The sequence below is a fragment of the Roseobacter sp. YIN89 genome (assembly GCF_057219365.1).
The window spans coordinates 232,230-250,829 of the sequence record NZ_JBXVVD010000002.1; the positions used below are offsets into that span (position 1 = coordinate 232,230).

Here is an 18,600-nt window from a genome sequence, read left to right on the forward strand (position 1 = left end):
TTCTTGACCCAATTAACGGCCGATGAAAATAAACCCACGTAAATCTCCTAAATCAATGACCCAGACTTTAGGAACCAAATTAACTTTGGGAAAGAATTTTTTTGCCCCAAAAAAACGGCGCCAAGTCAGTAGCTAAGCACGTCGTTCAACATAGCGTCGTCACCACGCCGCCCGAGGCGACCGCCTCTAATTGCGTGGCGGAATTGAGCACAAAGTGACCAGTTTCTGCCAGCTACGTTACGAATTGACGGTTTCTGGATTTCTTTCGATAGGCCAAAACCAACCCACCTAAAGAAATTGCTTGGAGCGCCCAGCTTGCGGGCAACGGGACCGGTGCAATTTCCGTCGTCGGAGTGATGCTTTAACACGAAAATACGCCGTTTCATCTACATTTCGAGCAAAGGCAAAATCGCCTGAAAACAATATGAGAAATGCGTCGCTGAACTCGTCCAGTTCAATAAAAGGTGGAAAATCTCGTGTTGAATACAGTCGTCGTATAATCGGAAAACTAAATAAATACAGCGGTATACCGGCCATTATTCAAGGGCATGATACTGCTCCGTATTCTGTTTACAGCAATCTCTGTGGGAAAGCTTTGCAAAACAAAGTTGTTTAGCACGAGGGTCGAGTTCTGCTCAGATAGAAGGTCATTGTACGAAAAGTCATCGATACTGAAACGGGAAGCGCTGAACTGTTAACCAGCCGGCGGCAGAAAGTCTTCTAGAAACATCGTACCAAACGATATTGTCCCAGTCAGATTTCTCTTCGCCACAGCGGTGTCCACATCAGTTGTTCGTTCAGGGTTATTCAAGCCAAGCGATCCATCGTAAGTAGCTTCAAAACTATATACTGAAGCAGGCAAAGCGGGTGTAGCCAAAGCACATAGAACACTGAAAATCATCAATAAAAATGAACGCCCATTCATTGTTCAACCCCTGTTCAACAGCCCATTACCTACCATTAATCGGTTGTGCGACCAACAAAACGGTGTTCTGAGAAATCATCGCCTTTTTCTCGTGCCTCCATGGAAGATGCCAAGTAAAAAAACCTGCGGGGCAAATTGCCTTCAAAGTCGAATGTTCGAATAATCTCGCTGCAAACTGTCTGGTAGCAGGACAGTTTTACCATCAACGAAGCACCTGATAGCACCCCCGAAAACTATGCGCGAAAATATTGTCAGTTCACGGGATAACGGTCGTCTGCCTGAAAGTTGGAATACTCCATATAATCTTCGCAATACCCTCGTGCGCCTGCCACTTCCTAATCAAAATTTCTGGCAGGTATTGGACCCGTATCTGTTGATCTCTGAGGCCAACATCGGGACAAGCCCGTTTCTCCCGTGGCGCAAAGATCCAAGCAGCTCCCTGTCGCTGCGTTTTCCACAGACGGCCTTTGAAAAAGTTAAACAATGCCGGAGACAGCCACGCAACATCACCACCATGCGATCTATCTCGGGTTGTTTTTAAAGTCTTTGAAGTGGGCAGGTTTGGTCATGGCCAATCGCCAAAGGACCGACCTGCCCCACTTATCACCAGTTGACGCTAATTGTGCTAATACGCTCCCTCACCGCTCGCAACCACACGAAATGTGCGAAGAAGTATGTTAAAGTCCGTTTTAGTGGAGCTGCGGCGAACGTAGTCCAAATCAAGCTCAATCATCTCGTCAAAACCGATGTCTGCCCGACCTGACACCTGCCATAATCCGGTGATACCTGGCGGAACGGCATGCCGAGCATGCGCATGGTCCGGATAAGCAGCAACCTCTTCTACCAGAGCCGGACGGGGCCCAACGAGTGACATATCTCCGCGGATCACGTTGAATAGCTGAGGAAGTTCATCCAAAGACCACCGCCTGATAATTCGACCGACAGGGGTGATGCGAGGATCGCACTTGATCTTGAGGCACAACCCGTCACGGTCGCTTGTGGCTGCGACTTCTGCACGACGCGCTTCTGCGTCCCGGTACATGGATCGGAATTTCAGCATATTAAATGTGCGACCATTCAGGCCCACTCGGGTTTGAACAAAAAAGACCGGTCCCGGCGAGGTACAGGCCACTGCTATGGCAACGCCCAGAAGGACGGGCCAAATCAAAAGCAAAATCAATGCGGTTAGTGAAACATCAAGAAGGCGTTTTGGTCCGATCAGGCGCGTTTTTTTGCCTGGCATTGTTGGTGCGAAGGTGATCATCGTCATCTTAAATCTCCAGATTTTTTTGTAATTTCAGGTACGAACTGCGACCCAAGGGTCACCGCGCAACGCGTTACGCATCACGGCGACACTCCCGTTTCGCGGCAGTTCGTTAAGGCGGTCGATTTGACCAAAAACATCGGCGCGCAGGTCCGAAGGCGATATTGCCAGGGTACCCAGATCGGAGTTCGACAGGATAAGCTGGGCGGAAAGACGGTCTTTCAGGCTCCCTGCAGACACGATGACTACATCAAAGGATTCTGAGGCTTTTTCGATAGCGCTCCTGACCATAGGCGCGGATACCATTCGATCTTCCAGAGCGGTCGGCGTTCCTTTGCCCAAATCCCACAACCCTTCGGTATCGGCGTTCGGACGTGGTTCCGATGCGTGCCCTAAGAGCATATCTCGCCAACCGGTAGTGCATGCCTCTGTTGCTGGTGCGCCGATATCAGCATCGATGAAAAGCGTCTTCATGCGCGCTCTGGCAAAGCTTTCGGCAAGCGATTGCGCCAAGGCCGTGGTTTCTCCGTCGCCAGCCTTGGTGACAGCAATTACCGGAGGTTTGCCGACGAGGCGCGGCTTGCGAAGGTTTTGCAATTGCAGTTCGTTGCGCAGCAGGTCAGCCGCGTGCGGATCTGCTTCATCTGCATCAGACACCTGCTGAACCGGGACACGGTTTTTAAAGGGCACCATTGTTTCGGCAAACCGCACTCTGCGCTCGGCCAATGCAAGGGCGAGGACAAGCATCGAAGCAAGACCAATGCCTCCGACCACTCCAGCTGCCATCAGCATTTTTCTGGTGTCTTCCGCAGGATCAAGAGCTTGAGACGGCGGCGACATGACTACCGCGTAGCCAGGGAGTGCGCGCCCGGACTCAAGCCGGATGACTTCCAAAGCCCGTTGCGTCTCTTCGAAAAGCCTCTCGGCCGCCTGGATCTCGTTCTGGACGCGGTCGAGGTCAATGCGCCGTCTGTTGAGATCACGAGCTTCTTCGCGCGCGACTTCCAGTTGACCGGAGACTTTATCGAACAGCGACCGGATTTCTGTAAGCGTGGTATCGTCGCTGCCTTCGGTGACATCCGTCAGGGCACCTGTTTGCCCCAGCACACGTATCTGTTCTCTGCGGTCCGACATTGCCTTTTCGATCACGGCAATTTCTTCAAGCTTGGCTTTTTGTTTTTGCTCGAAGCGAAGATTTGTATGTTCGGTGTAACCGGAGCGAAGTCCCGCCAATTCGCTCATGAGCTTGGCACGTTCAAAATTGAGGTCCGCCATTGCGCGATCCAGAAGTGTGGCGCGCATGATTTCCTGATCGGATGTGTCCGCAGAAGAGCCGGTGCTCTCAGCCTCAAGCGTTGCAAGCGTCGCCGCAACCTCGGATTTTCGGGCAGCCAAGCCGTCGATCTGAGCGATTTTCTCGATATGGGCCTTGGCAAGGGCGTTCAGGCCAAACTCGCCTCCCACTTCAAGCTGGTCTGCCCTGAGTGCCGTAAGTCGTTGTGAGAGTTCTGTTTCTCTCGCGTACAACTCTGACAGTCGCACGGCGGAACGTTTTTCCTCCGCTTCAGATTTCAAAGCCAAGTAGGACGCAATTACCGCATCCAGCTTTTCGTGAGCAAAATCACGATCTTTGCTGCGGGTTTTCAACACGATCAGACTGTCTGAACGTCTGATTTCAATTGATCCGGACAGGTCGGAGGTTTTCAGTTCATTGGCCAGATCCGGACGGGATTGCGCCAATGCTTCGACTGAACGCGCCATCACGGGTTCGGATGCCACATAGGTTGTTTCGGCTTTAACAAAACTGTCAAAAGTCTTGAGGACAGAGTCATTTCCCGTCGCGTAGAGAATGTTCGACTCTTGCGGGTAAACGCGGAGAATTGCCTGTGATTCATAGAGTTGAACACCGGCGAAGTACCCCGCCGCGGACAGTGCCGGCCCGAGCAGGACCGCACCGGCAGCCACGACTTTCCAGCGCCCGCGCATGGCGCGTGCGAGCGCCGCAATTGGGTTCGGTTGAGGGGCCTCAACAGCCGGAGGCATGTGAAATTCCTGCCTCTCATCGATAATGGGTGAAGCCGCAGCAACCATGGTGTTATCCTTCCACTCGCGTTGTCAGATCGCGTTCCCAATCGGCCTTCGGTTGAGACCTTTGGCATGCAAGTGCCGTGCGCACCCAGGCGTTGACGGCGAGGTAGACAGTTACCGGATACAGGCGCTTGGGATCGCAAATCGCGCGCCGTAACACGACGCCAATGCTCCCTCGTTCAGGGCTTGGGAAACCAAGATCGGCGACTTCACGTGCACCACGCAAACTGCGGCGACGAACGCGGATCAGGCTGTTGAGCGTCTTGGGGGCTCGCGCAGTAAACCGGCAGTCTGGGGCGAATACGACTTCCTGCAAAGCAAAGCTGCGACGAACAAATTCGTCGTCAGCTGTTATGTGAGGAAGTGGAAATACCCGCGCTGCGCCTGCCGGCGATACCGCAAAGAGGCCACCGAACTTTCCGCGGTCAAAGTATGGGTTGGTCTTCCAACCGTTGTAGTAAGCCCGTACAAAGTGTTGCGACGCACAGGTCTGGACATCCATACGTCCGCACGCAGCAAGCGCATTTTCCCTTTCCAAGGCTTCAATGAGCGACAGCAGCGCATCCAGAGTTACGTCAAGATCGGCGTCGAGGCAGATCACGGGTCGTTGCTTGTCCGCTTCGTGATATCCAAGATTGAGAGCGTTGCACTTGCCCGGCGTCGCAGTCTCCAAGACCGTTGCATGGGGTAGAACAGAGCGTGCTTTCGCCGCCGTCGCATCAGAGCAACCGTTCGCGATTACGACGACTTTGAATTCATTGCGAAGCGGACCGGTTGACAGGTTCATCAACGTTCTGCCGATAACTGCAACTTCGTTATGCGCGGGGATGAGGATCGTCGCCCGGGTCATGCCGCTCGTTTCCCGAATGCAGGGATTTGGGTTTCAGTCGCTTCGAACCCGGACCAAACGAAGTCCCGCACAGCCTCTATCAAAGGATCAAGTGCATTGATTTGCGAAACCGACGGCTGTGGTGCCATCTCGAAACCGCGCGAAACCGCAAGATCAAGCGCCTCGTGCAAATCGTCGTTGTCCTGCGCGACTGTCACATTCGACAGACGCGCCATCTCATTGGCCGTGTCTTGTTGATGATCGTTTCTGTGTTCTTGAAACTTGGCCCGACGCGGCATCAGAATGATTGGCTTGCCCAACTCGGCCGCCGAAAGGATGGATCCCATACCAGCGTGTGCCACGACCAGCCGAGCGGCTTCAAAACGTGCGCGGAACTCCGACTGGCTCAGGTGAGAGACTGTCTCGATATGAGGAAATTCATGAGTGCTGGATCCGGTCTGAGCCATGATTGGCACATCCGGATTTCGCATGGCCCAACTGTTGAGCCCGATCAGCAGACGGTCGAAAGGCAGCTGTGTGCCCACAGTAGCAAAAATCATGGTGAAATCCTTTGATTGATTTGTCAGATGACAGCGCCGCGGTATTCAGCGTCGGTCAGAGCGGCGACGCCCGGCCATTGCGAAAGCACCTGGTCTGCGACGCCCAAAGACAGGCGGGCCGAAATTGAGAGTTCGCGAGCATTTGCAATTGAGTCGATGAACATCGTGCGCGCACCGATCAAGCGTGCCAGCCTGATTGCAAGAAACCCGCCAGCTGCACCCGTTGAAATGACGACTTGCGGACGCAGTCGCAGTACAATCCAGGCAAGCTTCAAGACACAGATCAAAAGACGAATTGGCGTGTCTTTGTTTGCGTCAGGATACACATGCAACCGCGACGCGCCGACCTGATCTGCGGCGGATGCATCGGTTGTTGCGTAATGCACGTCTGCCCCGGAAAAGGCCGGTGCCAAACGTTGCATCTGGACCCAATGGCCGCCGCCGGATGAAACCGCGAGTACGACTGGGCGTTTATTGTTTGATCCAAGCATTTTCGATCTCCATGTGCCTGCATTCAAGTGCTGACAGATGGATAGCCCGGATTAAGTCACTGATGTTAATGCGTAAAAGTCGTTCTTAGACCAATTTGGTAGTGTCCACACTATCCTTTGGTAGTGGTGATGCAGCCAGTTGGTTAGCGATGACATCCTTATAGAGAGAAACAAGTGCCGCCGCCTTGACGGGCCACAGACCTTCCCGTTCGACTTTCGCTTTGGCCTGTTGCCCCATGCGCAGCCGCTTTTCCGTATTTGTGGCCAATTCCCTGAGAGCCGACGCAATGTCATTGGCAAATTCGCGGGGTTCCGTGACAGGTATTTTGATCCCGGACAGATCGTCGACGATCCAGGCGGGACCGCCTCGATCCGCGGTTATAATGGGCAGCCCGTGACGCATGGCTTCGTAAAGAACACCGCCTGCTGGTTCTCGAAACGAGGGGAAGCAAAAGACATCATGGGATGCATACAGTTCCTCTACCTTTTCGCGTGGCACCTTGCCGAGGAAGGTAATCCGGTCGCTAATTCCCAAGCGCTCGGCCTCCGCGCGGCAGGCTTCGATTTCTTCGCCCGCGCCTGCGCTTGTGAGAGTGACACCCCCTAAATCGCGAAGATGTGCCATCGCGCGAACGGTATCTCTCAGGCCCTTGGTCCGCACTCCGCGTCCAACATGTAAAATTTTCAATTGCCCTGCGCGGAAATCACGATTGCTATTTGGTGCAACTCGATCGATGCCAAGCTCAAGTACCGGCTCAAATCTGCGCAAAGGCGCGTCGCTCAACACATCCCTTACATAAGGGGCCACCCCCAAAACACATGCAGACCGCGAATAGGTGTCGCGCAGCCAAGGGTCGTAGCGAAACCGAAACCGGTCAAGCGCGCGCAGGCGGGTAAACAACGGGGCATTGCTGGCCTCTTCTCGGAACGCCGCCGGCGTATCAAGCGCGCCGCCTAAAGGTCCGATGATATAAGGCGTATCAAAGTGACGTAGCGGCGATGCATAACGCGCCGCTTGTGGCATCAACTGGTGCGCAACATCGAAACATTCACCACGCTTGTGTGCGGCTTTAATCCACCGCCGGACGTGGCCTGAAAAAACCGGCCATGCCGGCTTCAACATGGCATTCAATCGCTCATTCCTTCGCGCCCATGCAGGCTCGGGCCATGTCACGACGCTGGCTTTGGGGAGTTGTTTCGCCAAACACTCGCGACCGGGGCGTTGAAACGACAGGATTGTCAAATCAACCAGTTCAGCCAAAGCCTGCGCCCACTTGAACGCGACAAAGGCTTCACCGACGTCAGTACCATCGACATTGGGTGCGATCAGCAGGACCTTCATGCTTTTGCCGCCTCTTGCGTCGACGGCCAGGCTTTTGGCAGGTCCAAGGTCACTTTGGCAAAATGAAATGCGCGCGCTTTTGCTCCGGGTCGGCGCAATACTCCCATCAAGGACCATAAAACCGCGCGAGACGCATTGTGGGCAGCGAGCAGTAAAAAGCAGGTCAGACCTGCGAAAAACCCACCATGTTTCAGGTGCAATCTGGTCGTACCTTCGGTCATCAGGACATCGCGGCGATGGTTCAATTTTCCTGCAGACCCATTTCCGAAATGTGTGATTTCCGGGATCGGCGCAAAAACAAGCTCCCACCCTGCTTGCGCAAATCGACGGCACCAGTCGGTCTCTTCGCCATAAAAGAAAAACGCTTCGTCAAGTAAGCCGACCTTTTCCATGGCCGCTGCTCGGACAAACATCGCCGCACCCGAAATGACCTCAACCTGACGTTCTGACGCTCTGTCCCAACCCGTCATGCGATAGGTGTCCCAACGCGAAAACTTTGTAAGACCCATCGTTTGCATGGCTAAATGGCCAAGACTTGGAAAGGCGCTGCAAGACGGCTGTACGGACCCATCGGAATTTAACAGTCGAGGTCCCATCACACCAACGCTGGGGTGCTCGTCAAGCCATGCAATAGACTGCTGCAGAACCGCGCCATGGACCAGCGTATCCGTGTTTAGCAGCATCACATAGCGTCCCGAAACTTGCTTGAGCGCGACATTGTTCCCACCAGCAAATCCCAAATTCTCTTCACTCTGAATGAGCAAAACCGCGGGGAATTCAGCCTGAACCATAGCGCAAGAGCCATCAGTGGAGGCATTGTCGACTACCAGAACTTCGGCATTCAGCGAACCAAGGCCCGCATACACCGAACTCAGGCAATCGCGCAGCAAAGCTTCGGTGTTCCAGTTCACAATGACGATTGAAAGATCCATGGCGAGTGTCCTATCGATAAGAATTAAAAAAGACGTGTCGGGCGCAACGCTGCGCGAGGCGTTTGCGGAACCGAGCGTTGGTTTTTTCCTTCCGGCTTCGCATCAAGCAACCAGGCCCCCGCCCCCAGCAGGAAGAAAAACAAAACGAAAAGTGCATTCCAAAGATGAACGGTGGCAGCGGCAACCGTGATCCCGAAGAGCGTGAAGGCCCATGCGTGACGCGCACGTTTCCAATCGGCTGGCAGGTTCTTTCTTTGCCCCACGGCCCAAACAAGCCCGAGAAGCAGCGCCAGCAACAGCAGCAACGCAGGCAGGCCATAACGTACCGCAGTGGCGAGCCAGAAATTGTCCATGCTGTCCGACATCCAGACCGGCCTTTCCCATTCACCCAGTCCAATCCCGAAAATCGGGTGCCGCGCGACTTCTGCCGTACCGAACTCGAAAATCAAAATCCGATTGTAAGCGGACTGCTTTGAAAACGTGAAGTAATTTACAAAGACATGAAAAGGCGTTTTCGTCGAGAAGAGATCGATGGCGATGTACGCCAATGCGAAAAGCGAGAAAAGCGCGGCCCACCGCCCTTGCACCTTCCCCAACACGCGCTCCCATCCGGCAACGAAGCCTTGCATCATCAAGACGACGTAGGGACCGCCCGAGGCAGACATGAAAGTGGCAAGCACCACACCTGCGACCTTGCCCATTCCGCCAAAATTCATCAGCTTGCGCTGCGCCAGAACGAAATACGCAAGCGAAAAGGATGACGCGCAAAAAACACCATATAAAATCGGGTGGTCGAAAGGGCCAAAAGTGCGCTCTAGTCCCATGCGGGGTTCGATAAAGGGGGCTTTGGGGCCACCAACGGCGCTGGAGATTCCGTCGTGCAATATGTGAATACCCGTTAGTGCTTCGGGGATGGTGAACACCAGCGTGGCCAGAACCATGCCCACATATGCATGTGCCATCGCGGTAAAGTCAGCACAGGATCTGATGTAGAGACGACCCAACAGGTAGGCCCCGGCACATTCGACGATGTAGATGCCGCCGGATTCGATGCCTTGTGAAACACCGCCCCATTTAATCAAAGCCAGCAGCGCCCATCCGCAATGGCCAAAAAGAAGAAGATCGAAGATGTGTATGCGGCCACGCTGCCCAGAGAGGAGTTGCACCAGCATTGGGACAATCATCACGATGAGCACGACCCGGTAAGCTGAAAGCCTCAGGCCGCCAAGATTTAAAGATACGGCCGTAGGCAGCATCATCGCCAGAAAAAAGATAGCGACGACCACGGGGACACCAAAAACGGTGCGGGATTTTGTACGCGTCGCAGCCATCCTTTATGCCACCGCCGGACGTTTGGCGAGCGCAGGCCGTTCAAAAAAATGCCAGCTCAATAATGCGACTGGATAGGTCGCCAGAAGGCTCAAAATAGCCAGTTGCACAGGCCCGATCCCCGGCAAAACGGCCACGAGCATCTGTGCGATGGGCCAGCCGTAAATATACATACCATAGGACGCGTCGTTTCTCAGCGTCATGACTGGTGCGCTCATGGCAAACAACACAAGGCCGGCGCCAACGACGCCAAGGCTTAAGTGTTCAGGCAAAAAATATGCCAGCAGCAATGCAACAGCAACGGACGCTGGGCGCATAACGATCCGGTCTCGCCAGATATTCGCAGCCATGCCAAGAGCAAAAGAAGCAAAGAGCGGTGCAAAGGTCGCCATGCGCGCCGGCAACGCACTGTGCACAAGGCACATCATGGCGGCAAGCGCCATAAATACCCAGACAGCCATGAGGTGGCGTGTTCCGCCTGCCCAGACGAAAGCCGCACAAATCGCATAGGCCAGAACCTCATAGAACAAGCTCCATAGCGGCCCGTTCAAAACTTCCGGATACGGGTTTGTCGCAAATGCGCCTGTCAAACGATGCTCTATGGAGACCAGCGTGAGCGCGCGAAAAAACCACGATATCGCCTCCGGCAGATCCGCCGTGGCGCCGCTTGCGAAAGCGAGCGCAAGCGTAACGAAAAGGGCCGCGCCCAGACCGGGAACGATACGTCGAACACGCGAAACCCAAAACCGGGCAGCCGATTTACGCTCGGCGCTGGCCGTTATCAAAAGTCCGGAAATAAAGAAGAAAACGCCAATGGCCCAGCCTCCGAGTGAACGTCCAGTAAGATGTTCCAGCGGCTCTGCCGTTCCGGGACCCAAAGCAAGCGGCCAAGCGTGGCTGACAATAACCGCTGCTGCCAACAACAGTCGCAGAAGATCAAGGTTGCGGCTGCGGTCCGAGGCCAATGCGTGTCCAAGTGTCATTGCGCCCGCTCCGCAACAGAAACGCCACGCCACAACTTGTCGCGCAGCACCCTTTTCCACGTCCCGAGGACCGATTGGATTTTTTGTTTCGTTGGCAAGCCCAGCCAGAGGCCGAAAAGCCTCTGGCCCCGATCCTGTGGAGGGGACAGGCGAAGGGCGCGCATGGCAATGCGACGCCCCCAGACCGCGCCATTTGTGGCGCTCAGGTTCGGTTGGGCTTGCGCGATCACATCTCGTGACCGCGGTTCTGCAATGATAGCGCCAGCTTCAATCGCCGCTTCCAAAAAAGCGCGACCGCGCGCGGTGCGTGCAACAATAAGCGAGCGCCCGGCGTCAGTGTCACCTTTGGGCGGGGCATGCCATGGGTCTCCGACTGATATGTCAGCAAAAGCGCCTGTGTGGTCTGCACAGACACGGCAACGCCACCGGCGGCTGGCTTGCAGGATTGTTCCCCAGCCTTCCGCGTAGGAGATGCCTTCACTTGTGCGTTCCTGACCGTTTTCGTCCTGCCATGTTGCCTGCATCAAACCGGGCCAACCTTTTCCGCGGTACCGCAGGTCGGTCAGTTGGGCCTGCTGCGGAACGCCCAACCGGTCAAGCAACGCATTGGTTGCGACAAGATTGGGTGCACCGGCGCAAAAAATCGCGATGGTCAGAGGGATCCGTGCAGCCAGCGACGGATCCGCTGTTGCGGCCTTGTGAATGGATGCCACGTCACAGGGTTTGCCGACGAAGACTGTGGGCTCTTGACCAGCGGAGATCTCTGCGATGGCCTCTGCTGGACTGGCCTGCGCGTAACGAGACCCCGACGCGCGACGCAGTTGATCGGCATTTCGGCTGATCACGGTTTCGTTCAGACGTGGGTCATCACTGCGTGCCGCTACATGCGCAACGCCCGAAGCCACCCCCTGCGCAAGAGCAAACTCAGAAAGGGCAGTCACTGCCCCACCGGACGAGCCGCGAAACCGTGTTTCCGGATCGCTCGCCCACCCTTCCCATGCGCTAAGAACCGGCCCCCACGCTTCATCAATCTCGTCCTGAATTGGCAGAGTTGTCCAATCCGTAGACGCGCCGGCACAGATGTTTGCCGCAGCCTTGGAGGCTTCATGACCTTCGGCAGTTTGCGTGACAACCGGACGGCGACCATTCTCCGGGTCGTCTACCATCCGGATGAAGTCAGGAAAGCCGCCGGCGCAGGCACCACATCCGGTGCAGAGGTTGCAAGCTACGATCGAAGTGATGGGATCATTGGTCACGCGTAAGCTTCCTTTTGGTTGAGGCGATTGAATGCCGTTGATGAAAGTTGAAACGCCCGGATGGTTGCGCCTGCTTCTCCCAAAGCTGCTGCGGCAGCGATGGCGGCCAAAGGCAATCCGGCAATGGCGAAAACTATGGCAGGAACCAAAGCAGCGGCGCGAAGGAGATTTGCGCGCGCTGGGTCTCCTGTGCGGCCGGTTGCGACCGCAAGCTGGGAGAAGGGTGTTCGCAAAACTCTGAACGCCGCCGCAAAAGCGAGTGCTACAACCAGCAGCAAGTCTGGCCGGAACGCCTCGCCATAGACAAGAGCAATCGCTGCGGGTGCGATCCCCACAAAGCCTACCCATATGGTGCAGGCCAAGATCAGATGCGTGTTTAAACAGCGCGCCCAGGTTTTTTGATAATCGCCGCCCGCCAACGCCAAGCGCAAGTCTGGCAAAACCAGAGAGGCCGCGGCCCGCCCGACGATCTGGGACGGAAGCATTGCGAGTTGCAAGGCAACACCGTAAAGCGCCAGAGAAGCCCAACCGTACGCTTCGGCAACGATGAACCGGTCAGCGTAGAAAGTGAGAAACAGCAGGCCTGCATTCAGAAGCAATGGCGCACCAAAGGTCCAGCTTCTCCGCAACGTCTTACTTGAAAGTCTCGCGGTGTATTTTCGATCCGCAAGCAGATGCGACAAAACGGTGTGGCAAACCGCATGCACGATCAAAACCAGCCCCATCGCACGGTGATCGGCGAACAGCCAGACAGACGGCACCACACTTACAACCATCGCGACCGTCGCCCCACCCTCTACGGCGCTCATCTTTATATAGCGGAACTGCCTCTCCACGCGGCGATAGTCGAGATGCACGAAGCCTCGGATCATCGGTATAATCGCCAGCAATGCGTAGGACGTGATGTCTGGACCATCGGAAAAAACCATCGCCAGAACAGGTGCAAAACCAAGTAAAATGGCGGCGCCCGCCACCCCGCGCACAAGCGCAACGCCATGAAGCTCCGATTGCAGACGCTCTGCATCGCCATCGGCTGCCTGAACCATCAGACGGTCAATCCCGAGGTCCGTTGCCATTTCCACGAGGCGTACGGTCAAGGCGAGCATCATGGCACGGCCCAACTCGTCAGGCCCGATTGCCCAAGCCAGGGCAATGGACCGGCCCAATGCGGCGGCTTCCGCCATCACTGGAATAGCCCATGCCAAAGACCTGCCCGATTTCGCCAAGAAACGCATATTCTCAGACCCCAATCTGCCGCGCCATGATGTCCATTTCGCGATTTGCGCGGGCTCGAATACCTTCGAGACGGGACACCAGGTAGGATTTGTTCTCTTTCGATGACAGGTACGAAGCAGCGGCACGTACGCCCAACTCTTGCGCGTTCAAGCGGCGCAAATCTGCAACCTCATCTCCAATCCCGCACTCGTCAAAGACGCCTTGCGCCTTGTCCGTGTATCCCAGACCCAAGGTCGGCACGCCCGAAGAGAAAGCCCCGATTGTCGCGTGCATGCGCGCACCTGCAAACCAATCAAGCTTGGACAAGATCCACTTGAGTTCCATCGCGTCCAACCGCTGTTCGAGGATGTAAACGCGGTCGTTCCCCAACCCTCCCAGGCGCCGTAGCAGGCGGCGGCATGCTGCCAGATCGCTTTCCGCGTCTGTCTCGGGTTTGTGGACGTGCGGGATCAAAAGAAGGTGCAGGTTTGGATCCGCTTTCAAGAGCGACCGCGCAAGCGCTTCGGATTGTTCGTTATGAGGAGCCGCAAGGTCAAAGGTACGGCGCGCCACGGATGGGTCGTTGCAAAGCAACCCGGATACATTGAGACCTGCGAGAGGAAAATCCGACTGCAAGGTTGGTTCAAGCAGGCGGAGAACCTCGACGGATAAACCCTGCGGCTTCTTTTTTGGAAGTGTGACGGCAACATCCACAGCGAGGCGGTGCCGTTCGGGGTCAAAGTCGCGACCGAGATTGTCTTGCAGAAATTGGAAGCTTTGCGCATCTCTTACCCAAACGGCCGTTGCGCGTCGCAGAATACTGACGGCTTCGGCAGCAAGCTCCGGATCGCGAAACGGGCCAAGTTTTTGCGGCAGGAGTATAAGCGGCACCCCCGCGTTCAGCGCCATTTGCTTGGTCAAAGCCATCGCCTTGAACCGTTTCAGGCCGTAAATGTCGGTGAAGCTGTCGCCGCCGGAGATGTCGAGCACGGCACGTGACCGCGCAATCGAGCGGGCGGGCGCGCTGATCATGCCGCCAATACGTGTCATGGCATGCGCCGTGCGCAAGTTGTCGCTGCGCCAGTACCGTCTATTGTGGGTCAAACCCACCAGATCGACGGCCGCATAACCCCAATCTGCGCGTCGCAGACCGCGACCATGATCAGCAACCGTAATTCCTTTAACTCCACGTTTCGAGAGCCCGGCGACAACGGAATGGCACAGCGCGCTCACTCCCTGGTTCCCGGTGTCTGGTGCAGCATTTAAAAGCGTAATCATGTCAAACCTCATTTATCTGAGGTTGTGGTACGACGGCGGCGCCTGTTTGTCCGCTGTGCAACAGGTTAAAAAACGCCCAGTCGGACAGGCCGATCTATACGATAGGATAGGATTCGTTAAAAAAACCTGATGAGGTGCCCAAGTTTGGATTTCCCCACCGCTTTTTTTCACGTTCAGACCGGATCGAAGCCTCGCTCGATACCGATTGAAGACAATCTGTTGTTGGCCCCTGGTCGCCCGACACGGTGCGCCAGCGTGTGCTTTTGCCACTTTTGCTTGCGGACGAATGGGCCATAAATGATGTCGGCCGTCACTTAGCATGCAGTATTGCTCGGTTAGCTTGATCAGAGCATGTCGAATCCGACGCTTGCGGCACTTTTTGAAACATTTGCTTCGACAAAAGCGCGTTGTGCAGTCTCGAACAGCACAACGGCAGGCGGTCTATGCCAGTATATCAAAGTTTGGTAAGACAAGATCGATCTAACATTTTCCCGCCGCTTCGTTGATCGGTTCAGAAAATGAGATCATCTTGCGATGATTGTCTGTTCTTCAGCGACCAAAGACGCACGCTCGTTTTGAGCCAAGGATCATTGATTTCCGGCACAGAAACTTTCAGAACACACCTTCAGTCGTTTCAGCTGTGTGCGCTAATTGGCGAACGTGTGGGCAACAATGATAACAAAGCCGCTCGTGCCTCAACAGATTGCGTATATGGAAAAGGGGCGGCCAGCTGACCGCCCCTGATGGATTGCACGCGCGAACCCAGCGCCCTGACCTACTCAGAGGAATATGAAATCGACGTCGTTCGCCTGTTCGAATGTCAGTCCGTACAGCAGAATGGACGCATCACTCCCATACTCCACAGAAATGCCGAGATCGTTTTCAACCAAGTTAAGATCAGTTAGGTCAACGTCGAAAAATTGCAGTGCGTCTTCGGCGGTGTCGAAACCTTTGATCTCATCACGGCCATCACCCGCAGTGAAAACAAATACATCCGCACCAGCATCACCGCACAAGAAGTCGTCCCCTAGGCCCCCGTTGAGGACATCAGCACCGTCGCCACCGCTCATGGTATCGGCGCCGGCGTCTCCAAAGATCAGATCGTTGCCCGCATCGCCCATCAGCTTGTCAGCGCCTTCGCCGCCGGACAGGTTGTCATCACCCTGCATACCGTTGATGTAATCGTTCCCGGCAGCACCTGACAGCGCATTATTGCCAACGTTCCCTACCAGGCGATTGTCCCCTGCATTCCCACTGCCGGCGAAGTCGCCATCAGCGAAGAACAACAGATCTTCTACATGTTCTGAAAGTGAAAAATCAGCCGTGGCGTGGACAACATCGTGTCCTTCATCAGCATATTCGACGACGGTGTCGAAGGCATCCGAAACCTTGTAGGTATCGTCTCCCAAGCCGCCATATGCTGTATCTGCGCCCGCGTTGCCGGACAGCAAATCCCGTCCGGCACCACCGAACATAATGTCATCGCCATCTCCGGGGCACAAAACATCGTCACCGTCTCCGCCGTATGCGATGTCATCGCCGGTACCACCGTGCAGTTTGTCGTTCCCGGACCCACCCCACAGCTCGTCTGCACCGTCGTTTCCGTGCAGCTTGTCGTGCCCGTCACCACCATAGATTACATCATTCCCTGCCCCACCGATCAGGTTGTCGTTGCCACCTTTTCCATCGATCAAATCATCGTTCTTGTTGCCAACGATCATGTTGCGCAGGGCGTTACCGATGCCGACGTCCGCTTCTGAACCTTTCGAGAGCCAAAGATTTTCCAGACCCTCGCCCAAGGTAAAATCGACTTTCGACTTCACCGTGTCGGTGCCGTCTCCACCTTCTTCGGAGACGATATCGCCCTTGGAATCAACGAAATAGGTGTCATTTCCGGTGCCGCCGAACATCAAGTCGTCACCGGCTCCGCCATCCAGTACATCGTTATCGGCTTCACCGTAGATGACGTCATTACCACCCTGGGCTCGGATAAAGTCGTTCCCGGCACCGCCATAGATGTCATCATCGCCCAGACCTGCGTAAATCTTGTCTTTGCCGCCATACCCCAAGATAACATCGTTTACACCGTCAGGCCCGTCGATATGTGTGCCATCGGCATCGGCAAACCCAACCATGTGATCGCTTCCGGCTGTACCTTGCACGGGGGACGTCTCGATCGTGAGTGTTGCTGTATCGGTGATGCCACCCTCATTTCTGATCGTGTATGCCAGTTTTGCCACGACATCGTCAGGGGTGCTTCCGGGGGTGACAGAAACCAGACCGTTGCCAAGATATGTGACGACCTCTCCATTGGTCAGCGTTAAAGTTTCACCTTCCGACACCTCAGCGCCATTCAGATGGGTCAGCGTCAGGCTTTCTCCTTCACTGACTTCATCATTTGACAAAAGATCAATGGTAACCCCATCACCTTTCGCAGCTAATTTCACGTAATCGTCTTCAGCTACGGCAACAGACAGGACAGGCGCACGCAACAAGACAGTTGACGACGTGTCAATGCCGAGAAATGGATCGATCCCACGCGTGTCGAGCGCACCGTCATTGCTGGAAACTTTTGGCGCCTCAGCGAGCAGTTCCATGTAGAGCGCACCATCTGCTCCGGTCGTAACCTTGTAGAAGCCACCTTCGTTTGGCGTTGCTGGATCGAGATCGTGATCCGCATTGTTTGCGCCGATATAGACGTTGCCGTCACCATCAACCATTGTCGCGCCGAAAGCACTGGACGGGATGCCTGACTTCATTTCCCCGTCAACAATCGTGCCGGCGATTTGCTGCACCGATACGACAGGATCACCACCCAAGCTGACTTGCGAGATGTCGATGGCAACCAAGTTGCCGGGCTGTCCGGCAGACCCGCCATGAGCGACACCGAAAAACGTTTGGGTAGACGGCAAGTATGCAAGATCGGCCAGACCTTTGGTAGAGACCCCAAGTGATGGCAAGTTCAGTGTCTGATAGGCAAGAGTTCCATCCGTGTTGGTGTCTGAGAGGTCGTAAACAACGGCCGTGCTCAGATTGCCACTAAAGGTCCAGAGATTTCCCTGATCATCAACATCGCCAATGTATGATCCCATGACGCCTGGCGATACTGCGTAAGTGGCACCGGTTGCGTCCATTGCGATTACATCGTTTCGGGAAATTGAATTTCCTAGAGCATCAACGCCTTCAGAGCGTGCGATACCATAAATCAGGTCTTGTTCAGCGGAGTAACCGATCGCGTTTACATTGACCGCGGCAGACGTCTCTGTTTCGGTATAGCTACTGGTCTCCAGATCGAATTTGACCAACTGGCCGTTCAGGACCTGATAGATATAGTTTTGCCCGGGGGCAAAGGCATCAACGGTCACTTCACTCCCGAGAAAGTTTACGGTTTTGGAGTACGAAGGAATAACTCCGGACGTATCGATTGACCCGTCGGTGCCCAAGTTCACGCTGGTGATGCGGAACTCCAGTTCCGATACGTCACCGGTTCCCGTCAGATCGAAGGTGTAGGTGTCAAAAATGCCGCCTTCGTGGAAAAAGCCGCCTATGCTTTCACCGGCGAAGAAGACTTCCACTGTCACGCTTTCGACGTCTGCCGAGAGGTTGGCTGCCAAGTTGAATTCCAGTTCGTAGGGCACATCCAGCACTGTTTCCACAGTTGTTGACAGCACTGGCTGGCCATTCGCATCGACTTCGCCGATCCAATAATCTGAAACTGCGTAGTGCTCAAAAGTGAGCTTTTCGTCCGCGTCCCGAAGCAAATTTTCCATTTACGGTGTATCCTTAGTAATAACGTTTGCGCGGGTCCGCCGCTACTTCGTGCGCCCACAATTCTGGCCATTACTATGATGTAACCGAGCGGTCGTGCCTTGCTTGCAAAAGCACAGACCGCATCAGATTAAGTAGCGATCGTCACTACTTTTGAGTGGGTCGAGGTATCTTTAGAGGTAGGCGGTGCCCGATGCCTCACGACGTAACGCGGATCGAGAGATCGCGTCGCCCAGGTTATCGCGAGCCTTGCTGCCCCCCCCTGGACTTTTTACCCAGTAGATTGCCGTCCTGTGGACAGGAAATGATAGCCGGCCCTTGCGGGTCCTGCATCGTGACG

14 protein-coding genes are annotated in these 18,600 nt (G+C 55.1%); all 14 read right to left on the bottom strand.

What is annotated here, in order from left to right; genetic code table 11:
- Positions 1–694: 694 nt before the first annotated feature.
- The gene (locus AC2D8V_RS07305) at positions 695–925 is read right to left on the bottom strand and encodes a hypothetical protein (protein WP_484732873.1); all 231 of its coding nucleotides are present in this window, start codon (positions 923–925) and stop codon (positions 695–697) included.
- Positions 926–1,550: 625 nt separating this feature from the next.
- Positions 1,551–2,195, bottom strand: coding sequence for a sugar transferase (locus AC2D8V_RS07310; RefSeq protein WP_484732874.1), 645 nt, complete (start codon positions 2,193–2,195; stop codon positions 1,551–1,553).
- 27 nt (positions 2,196–2,222) lie between these two features.
- Positions 2,223–4,280: a GumC domain-containing protein gene (locus AC2D8V_RS07315; protein WP_484732875.1), complete on the bottom strand. Its 2,058-nt coding sequence runs from the start codon at positions 4,278–4,280 to the stop codon at positions 2,223–2,225.
- A gap of 4 nt (positions 4,281–4,284) precedes the next feature.
- Complete coding sequence (locus AC2D8V_RS07320) at positions 4,285–5,127, bottom strand: glycosyltransferase family 2 protein (protein WP_484732876.1); 843 nt, start codon at positions 5,125–5,127, stop codon at positions 4,285–4,287.
- Entirely contained in the window at positions 5,124–5,666 is a 543-nt protein-coding gene (locus tag AC2D8V_RS07325) for a glycosyltransferase (protein WP_484732877.1), read from the bottom strand. Before AC2D8V_RS07325 ends, AC2D8V_RS07320 begins: the two co-directional genes overlap by 4 nt.
- 23 nt (positions 5,667–5,689) lie before the next feature.
- Entirely contained in the window at positions 5,690–6,157 is a 468-nt protein-coding gene (locus AC2D8V_RS07330) for a UDP-N-acetylglucosamine--LPS N-acetylglucosamine transferase (protein ID WP_484732878.1), read from the bottom strand.
- Positions 6,158–6,242: 85 nt separating this feature from the next.
- Entirely contained in the window at positions 6,243–7,499 is a 1,257-nt protein-coding gene (locus AC2D8V_RS07335) for a glycosyltransferase family 4 protein (protein ID WP_484732879.1), read from the bottom strand.
- The gene (locus tag AC2D8V_RS07340; protein ID WP_484732880.1) at positions 7,496–8,431 is read right to left on the bottom strand and encodes a glycosyltransferase family 2 protein; all 936 of its coding nucleotides are present in this window, start codon (positions 8,429–8,431) and stop codon (positions 7,496–7,498) included. Before AC2D8V_RS07340 ends, AC2D8V_RS07335 begins: the two co-directional genes overlap by 4 nt.
- A gap of 23 nt (positions 8,432–8,454) precedes the next feature.
- Positions 8,455–9,762 carry a hypothetical protein gene (locus tag AC2D8V_RS07345; protein ID WP_484732881.1) on the bottom strand — a complete coding sequence of 436 codons (1,308 nt, stop codon included), beginning with the start codon at positions 9,760–9,762 and terminating at the stop codon, positions 8,455–8,457.
- Between the two features lie 3 nt (positions 9,763–9,765).
- Positions 9,766–10,743 carry an acyltransferase family protein gene (locus tag AC2D8V_RS07350; protein ID WP_484732882.1) on the bottom strand — a complete coding sequence of 326 codons (978 nt, stop codon included), beginning with the start codon at positions 10,741–10,743 and terminating at the stop codon, positions 9,766–9,768.
- Positions 10,740–11,999 carry a Coenzyme F420 hydrogenase/dehydrogenase, beta subunit C-terminal domain gene (locus AC2D8V_RS07355; protein ID WP_484732883.1) on the bottom strand — a complete coding sequence of 420 codons (1,260 nt, stop codon included), beginning with the start codon at positions 11,997–11,999 and terminating at the stop codon, positions 10,740–10,742. Before AC2D8V_RS07355 ends, AC2D8V_RS07350 begins: the two co-directional genes overlap by 4 nt.
- Positions 11,996–13,234 carry an oligosaccharide flippase family protein gene (locus tag AC2D8V_RS07360; protein ID WP_484732884.1) on the bottom strand — a complete coding sequence of 413 codons (1,239 nt, stop codon included), beginning with the start codon at positions 13,232–13,234 and terminating at the stop codon, positions 11,996–11,998. The genes AC2D8V_RS07355 and AC2D8V_RS07360 overlap by 4 nt, the downstream gene beginning before the upstream one ends.
- A gap of 4 nt (positions 13,235–13,238) precedes the next feature.
- Positions 13,239–14,492 carry a polysaccharide pyruvyl transferase family protein gene (locus tag AC2D8V_RS07365; protein ID WP_484732885.1) on the bottom strand — a complete coding sequence of 418 codons (1,254 nt, stop codon included), beginning with the start codon at positions 14,490–14,492 and terminating at the stop codon, positions 13,239–13,241.
- 779 nt (positions 14,493–15,271) lie between these two features.
- Positions 15,272–18,262, bottom strand: coding sequence for a calcium-binding protein (locus AC2D8V_RS07370; RefSeq protein WP_484732886.1), 2,991 nt, complete (start codon positions 18,260–18,262; stop codon positions 15,272–15,274).
- Positions 18,263–18,600 lie beyond the last annotated feature (338 nt).

What these genes read in the sequence shown, in the direction of transcription:
- AC2D8V_RS07305 (WP_484732873.1), bottom strand. Translation starts at nt 925, where the DNA reads ATGAATGGGCGTTCATTTTTATTGATGATTTTCAGTGTTCTATGTGCT.
- AC2D8V_RS07310 (WP_484732874.1), bottom strand. Translation starts at nt 2,195, where the DNA reads ATGACGATGATCACCTTCGCACCAACAATGCCAGGCAAAAAAACGCGC.
- AC2D8V_RS07315 (WP_484732875.1), bottom strand. Translation starts at nt 4,280, where the DNA reads ATGGTTGCTGCGGCTTCACCCATTATCGATGAGAGGCAGGAATTTCAC.
- AC2D8V_RS07320 (WP_484732876.1), bottom strand. Translation starts at nt 5,127, where the DNA reads ATGACCCGGGCGACGATCCTCATCCCCGCGCATAACGAAGTTGCAGTT.
- AC2D8V_RS07325 (WP_484732877.1), bottom strand. Translation starts at nt 5,666, where the DNA reads ATGATTTTTGCTACTGTGGGCACACAGCTGCCTTTCGACCGTCTGCTG.
- AC2D8V_RS07330 (WP_484732878.1), bottom strand. Translation starts at nt 6,157, where the DNA reads ATGCTTGGATCAAACAATAAACGCCCAGTCGTACTCGCGGTTTCATCC.
- AC2D8V_RS07335 (WP_484732879.1), bottom strand. Translation starts at nt 7,499, where the DNA reads ATGAAGGTCCTGCTGATCGCACCCAATGTCGATGGTACTGACGTCGGT.
- AC2D8V_RS07340 (WP_484732880.1), bottom strand. Translation starts at nt 8,431, where the DNA reads ATGGATCTTTCAATCGTCATTGTGAACTGGAACACCGAAGCTTTGCTG.
- AC2D8V_RS07345 (WP_484732881.1), bottom strand. Translation starts at nt 9,762, where the DNA reads ATGGCTGCGACGCGTACAAAATCCCGCACCGTTTTTGGTGTCCCCGTG.
- AC2D8V_RS07350 (WP_484732882.1), bottom strand. Translation starts at nt 10,743, where the DNA reads ATGACACTTGGACACGCATTGGCCTCGGACCGCAGCCGCAACCTTGAT.
- AC2D8V_RS07360 (WP_484732884.1), bottom strand. Translation starts at nt 13,234, where the DNA reads ATGCGTTTCTTGGCGAAATCGGGCAGGTCTTTGGCATGGGCTATTCCA.
- AC2D8V_RS07365 (WP_484732885.1), bottom strand. Translation starts at nt 14,492, where the DNA reads ATGATTACGCTTTTAAATGCTGCACCAGACACCGGGAACCAGGGAGTG.
- AC2D8V_RS07370 (WP_484732886.1), bottom strand. Translation starts at nt 18,262, where the DNA reads ATGGAAAATTTGCTTCGGGACGCGGACGAAAAGCTCACTTTTGAGCAC.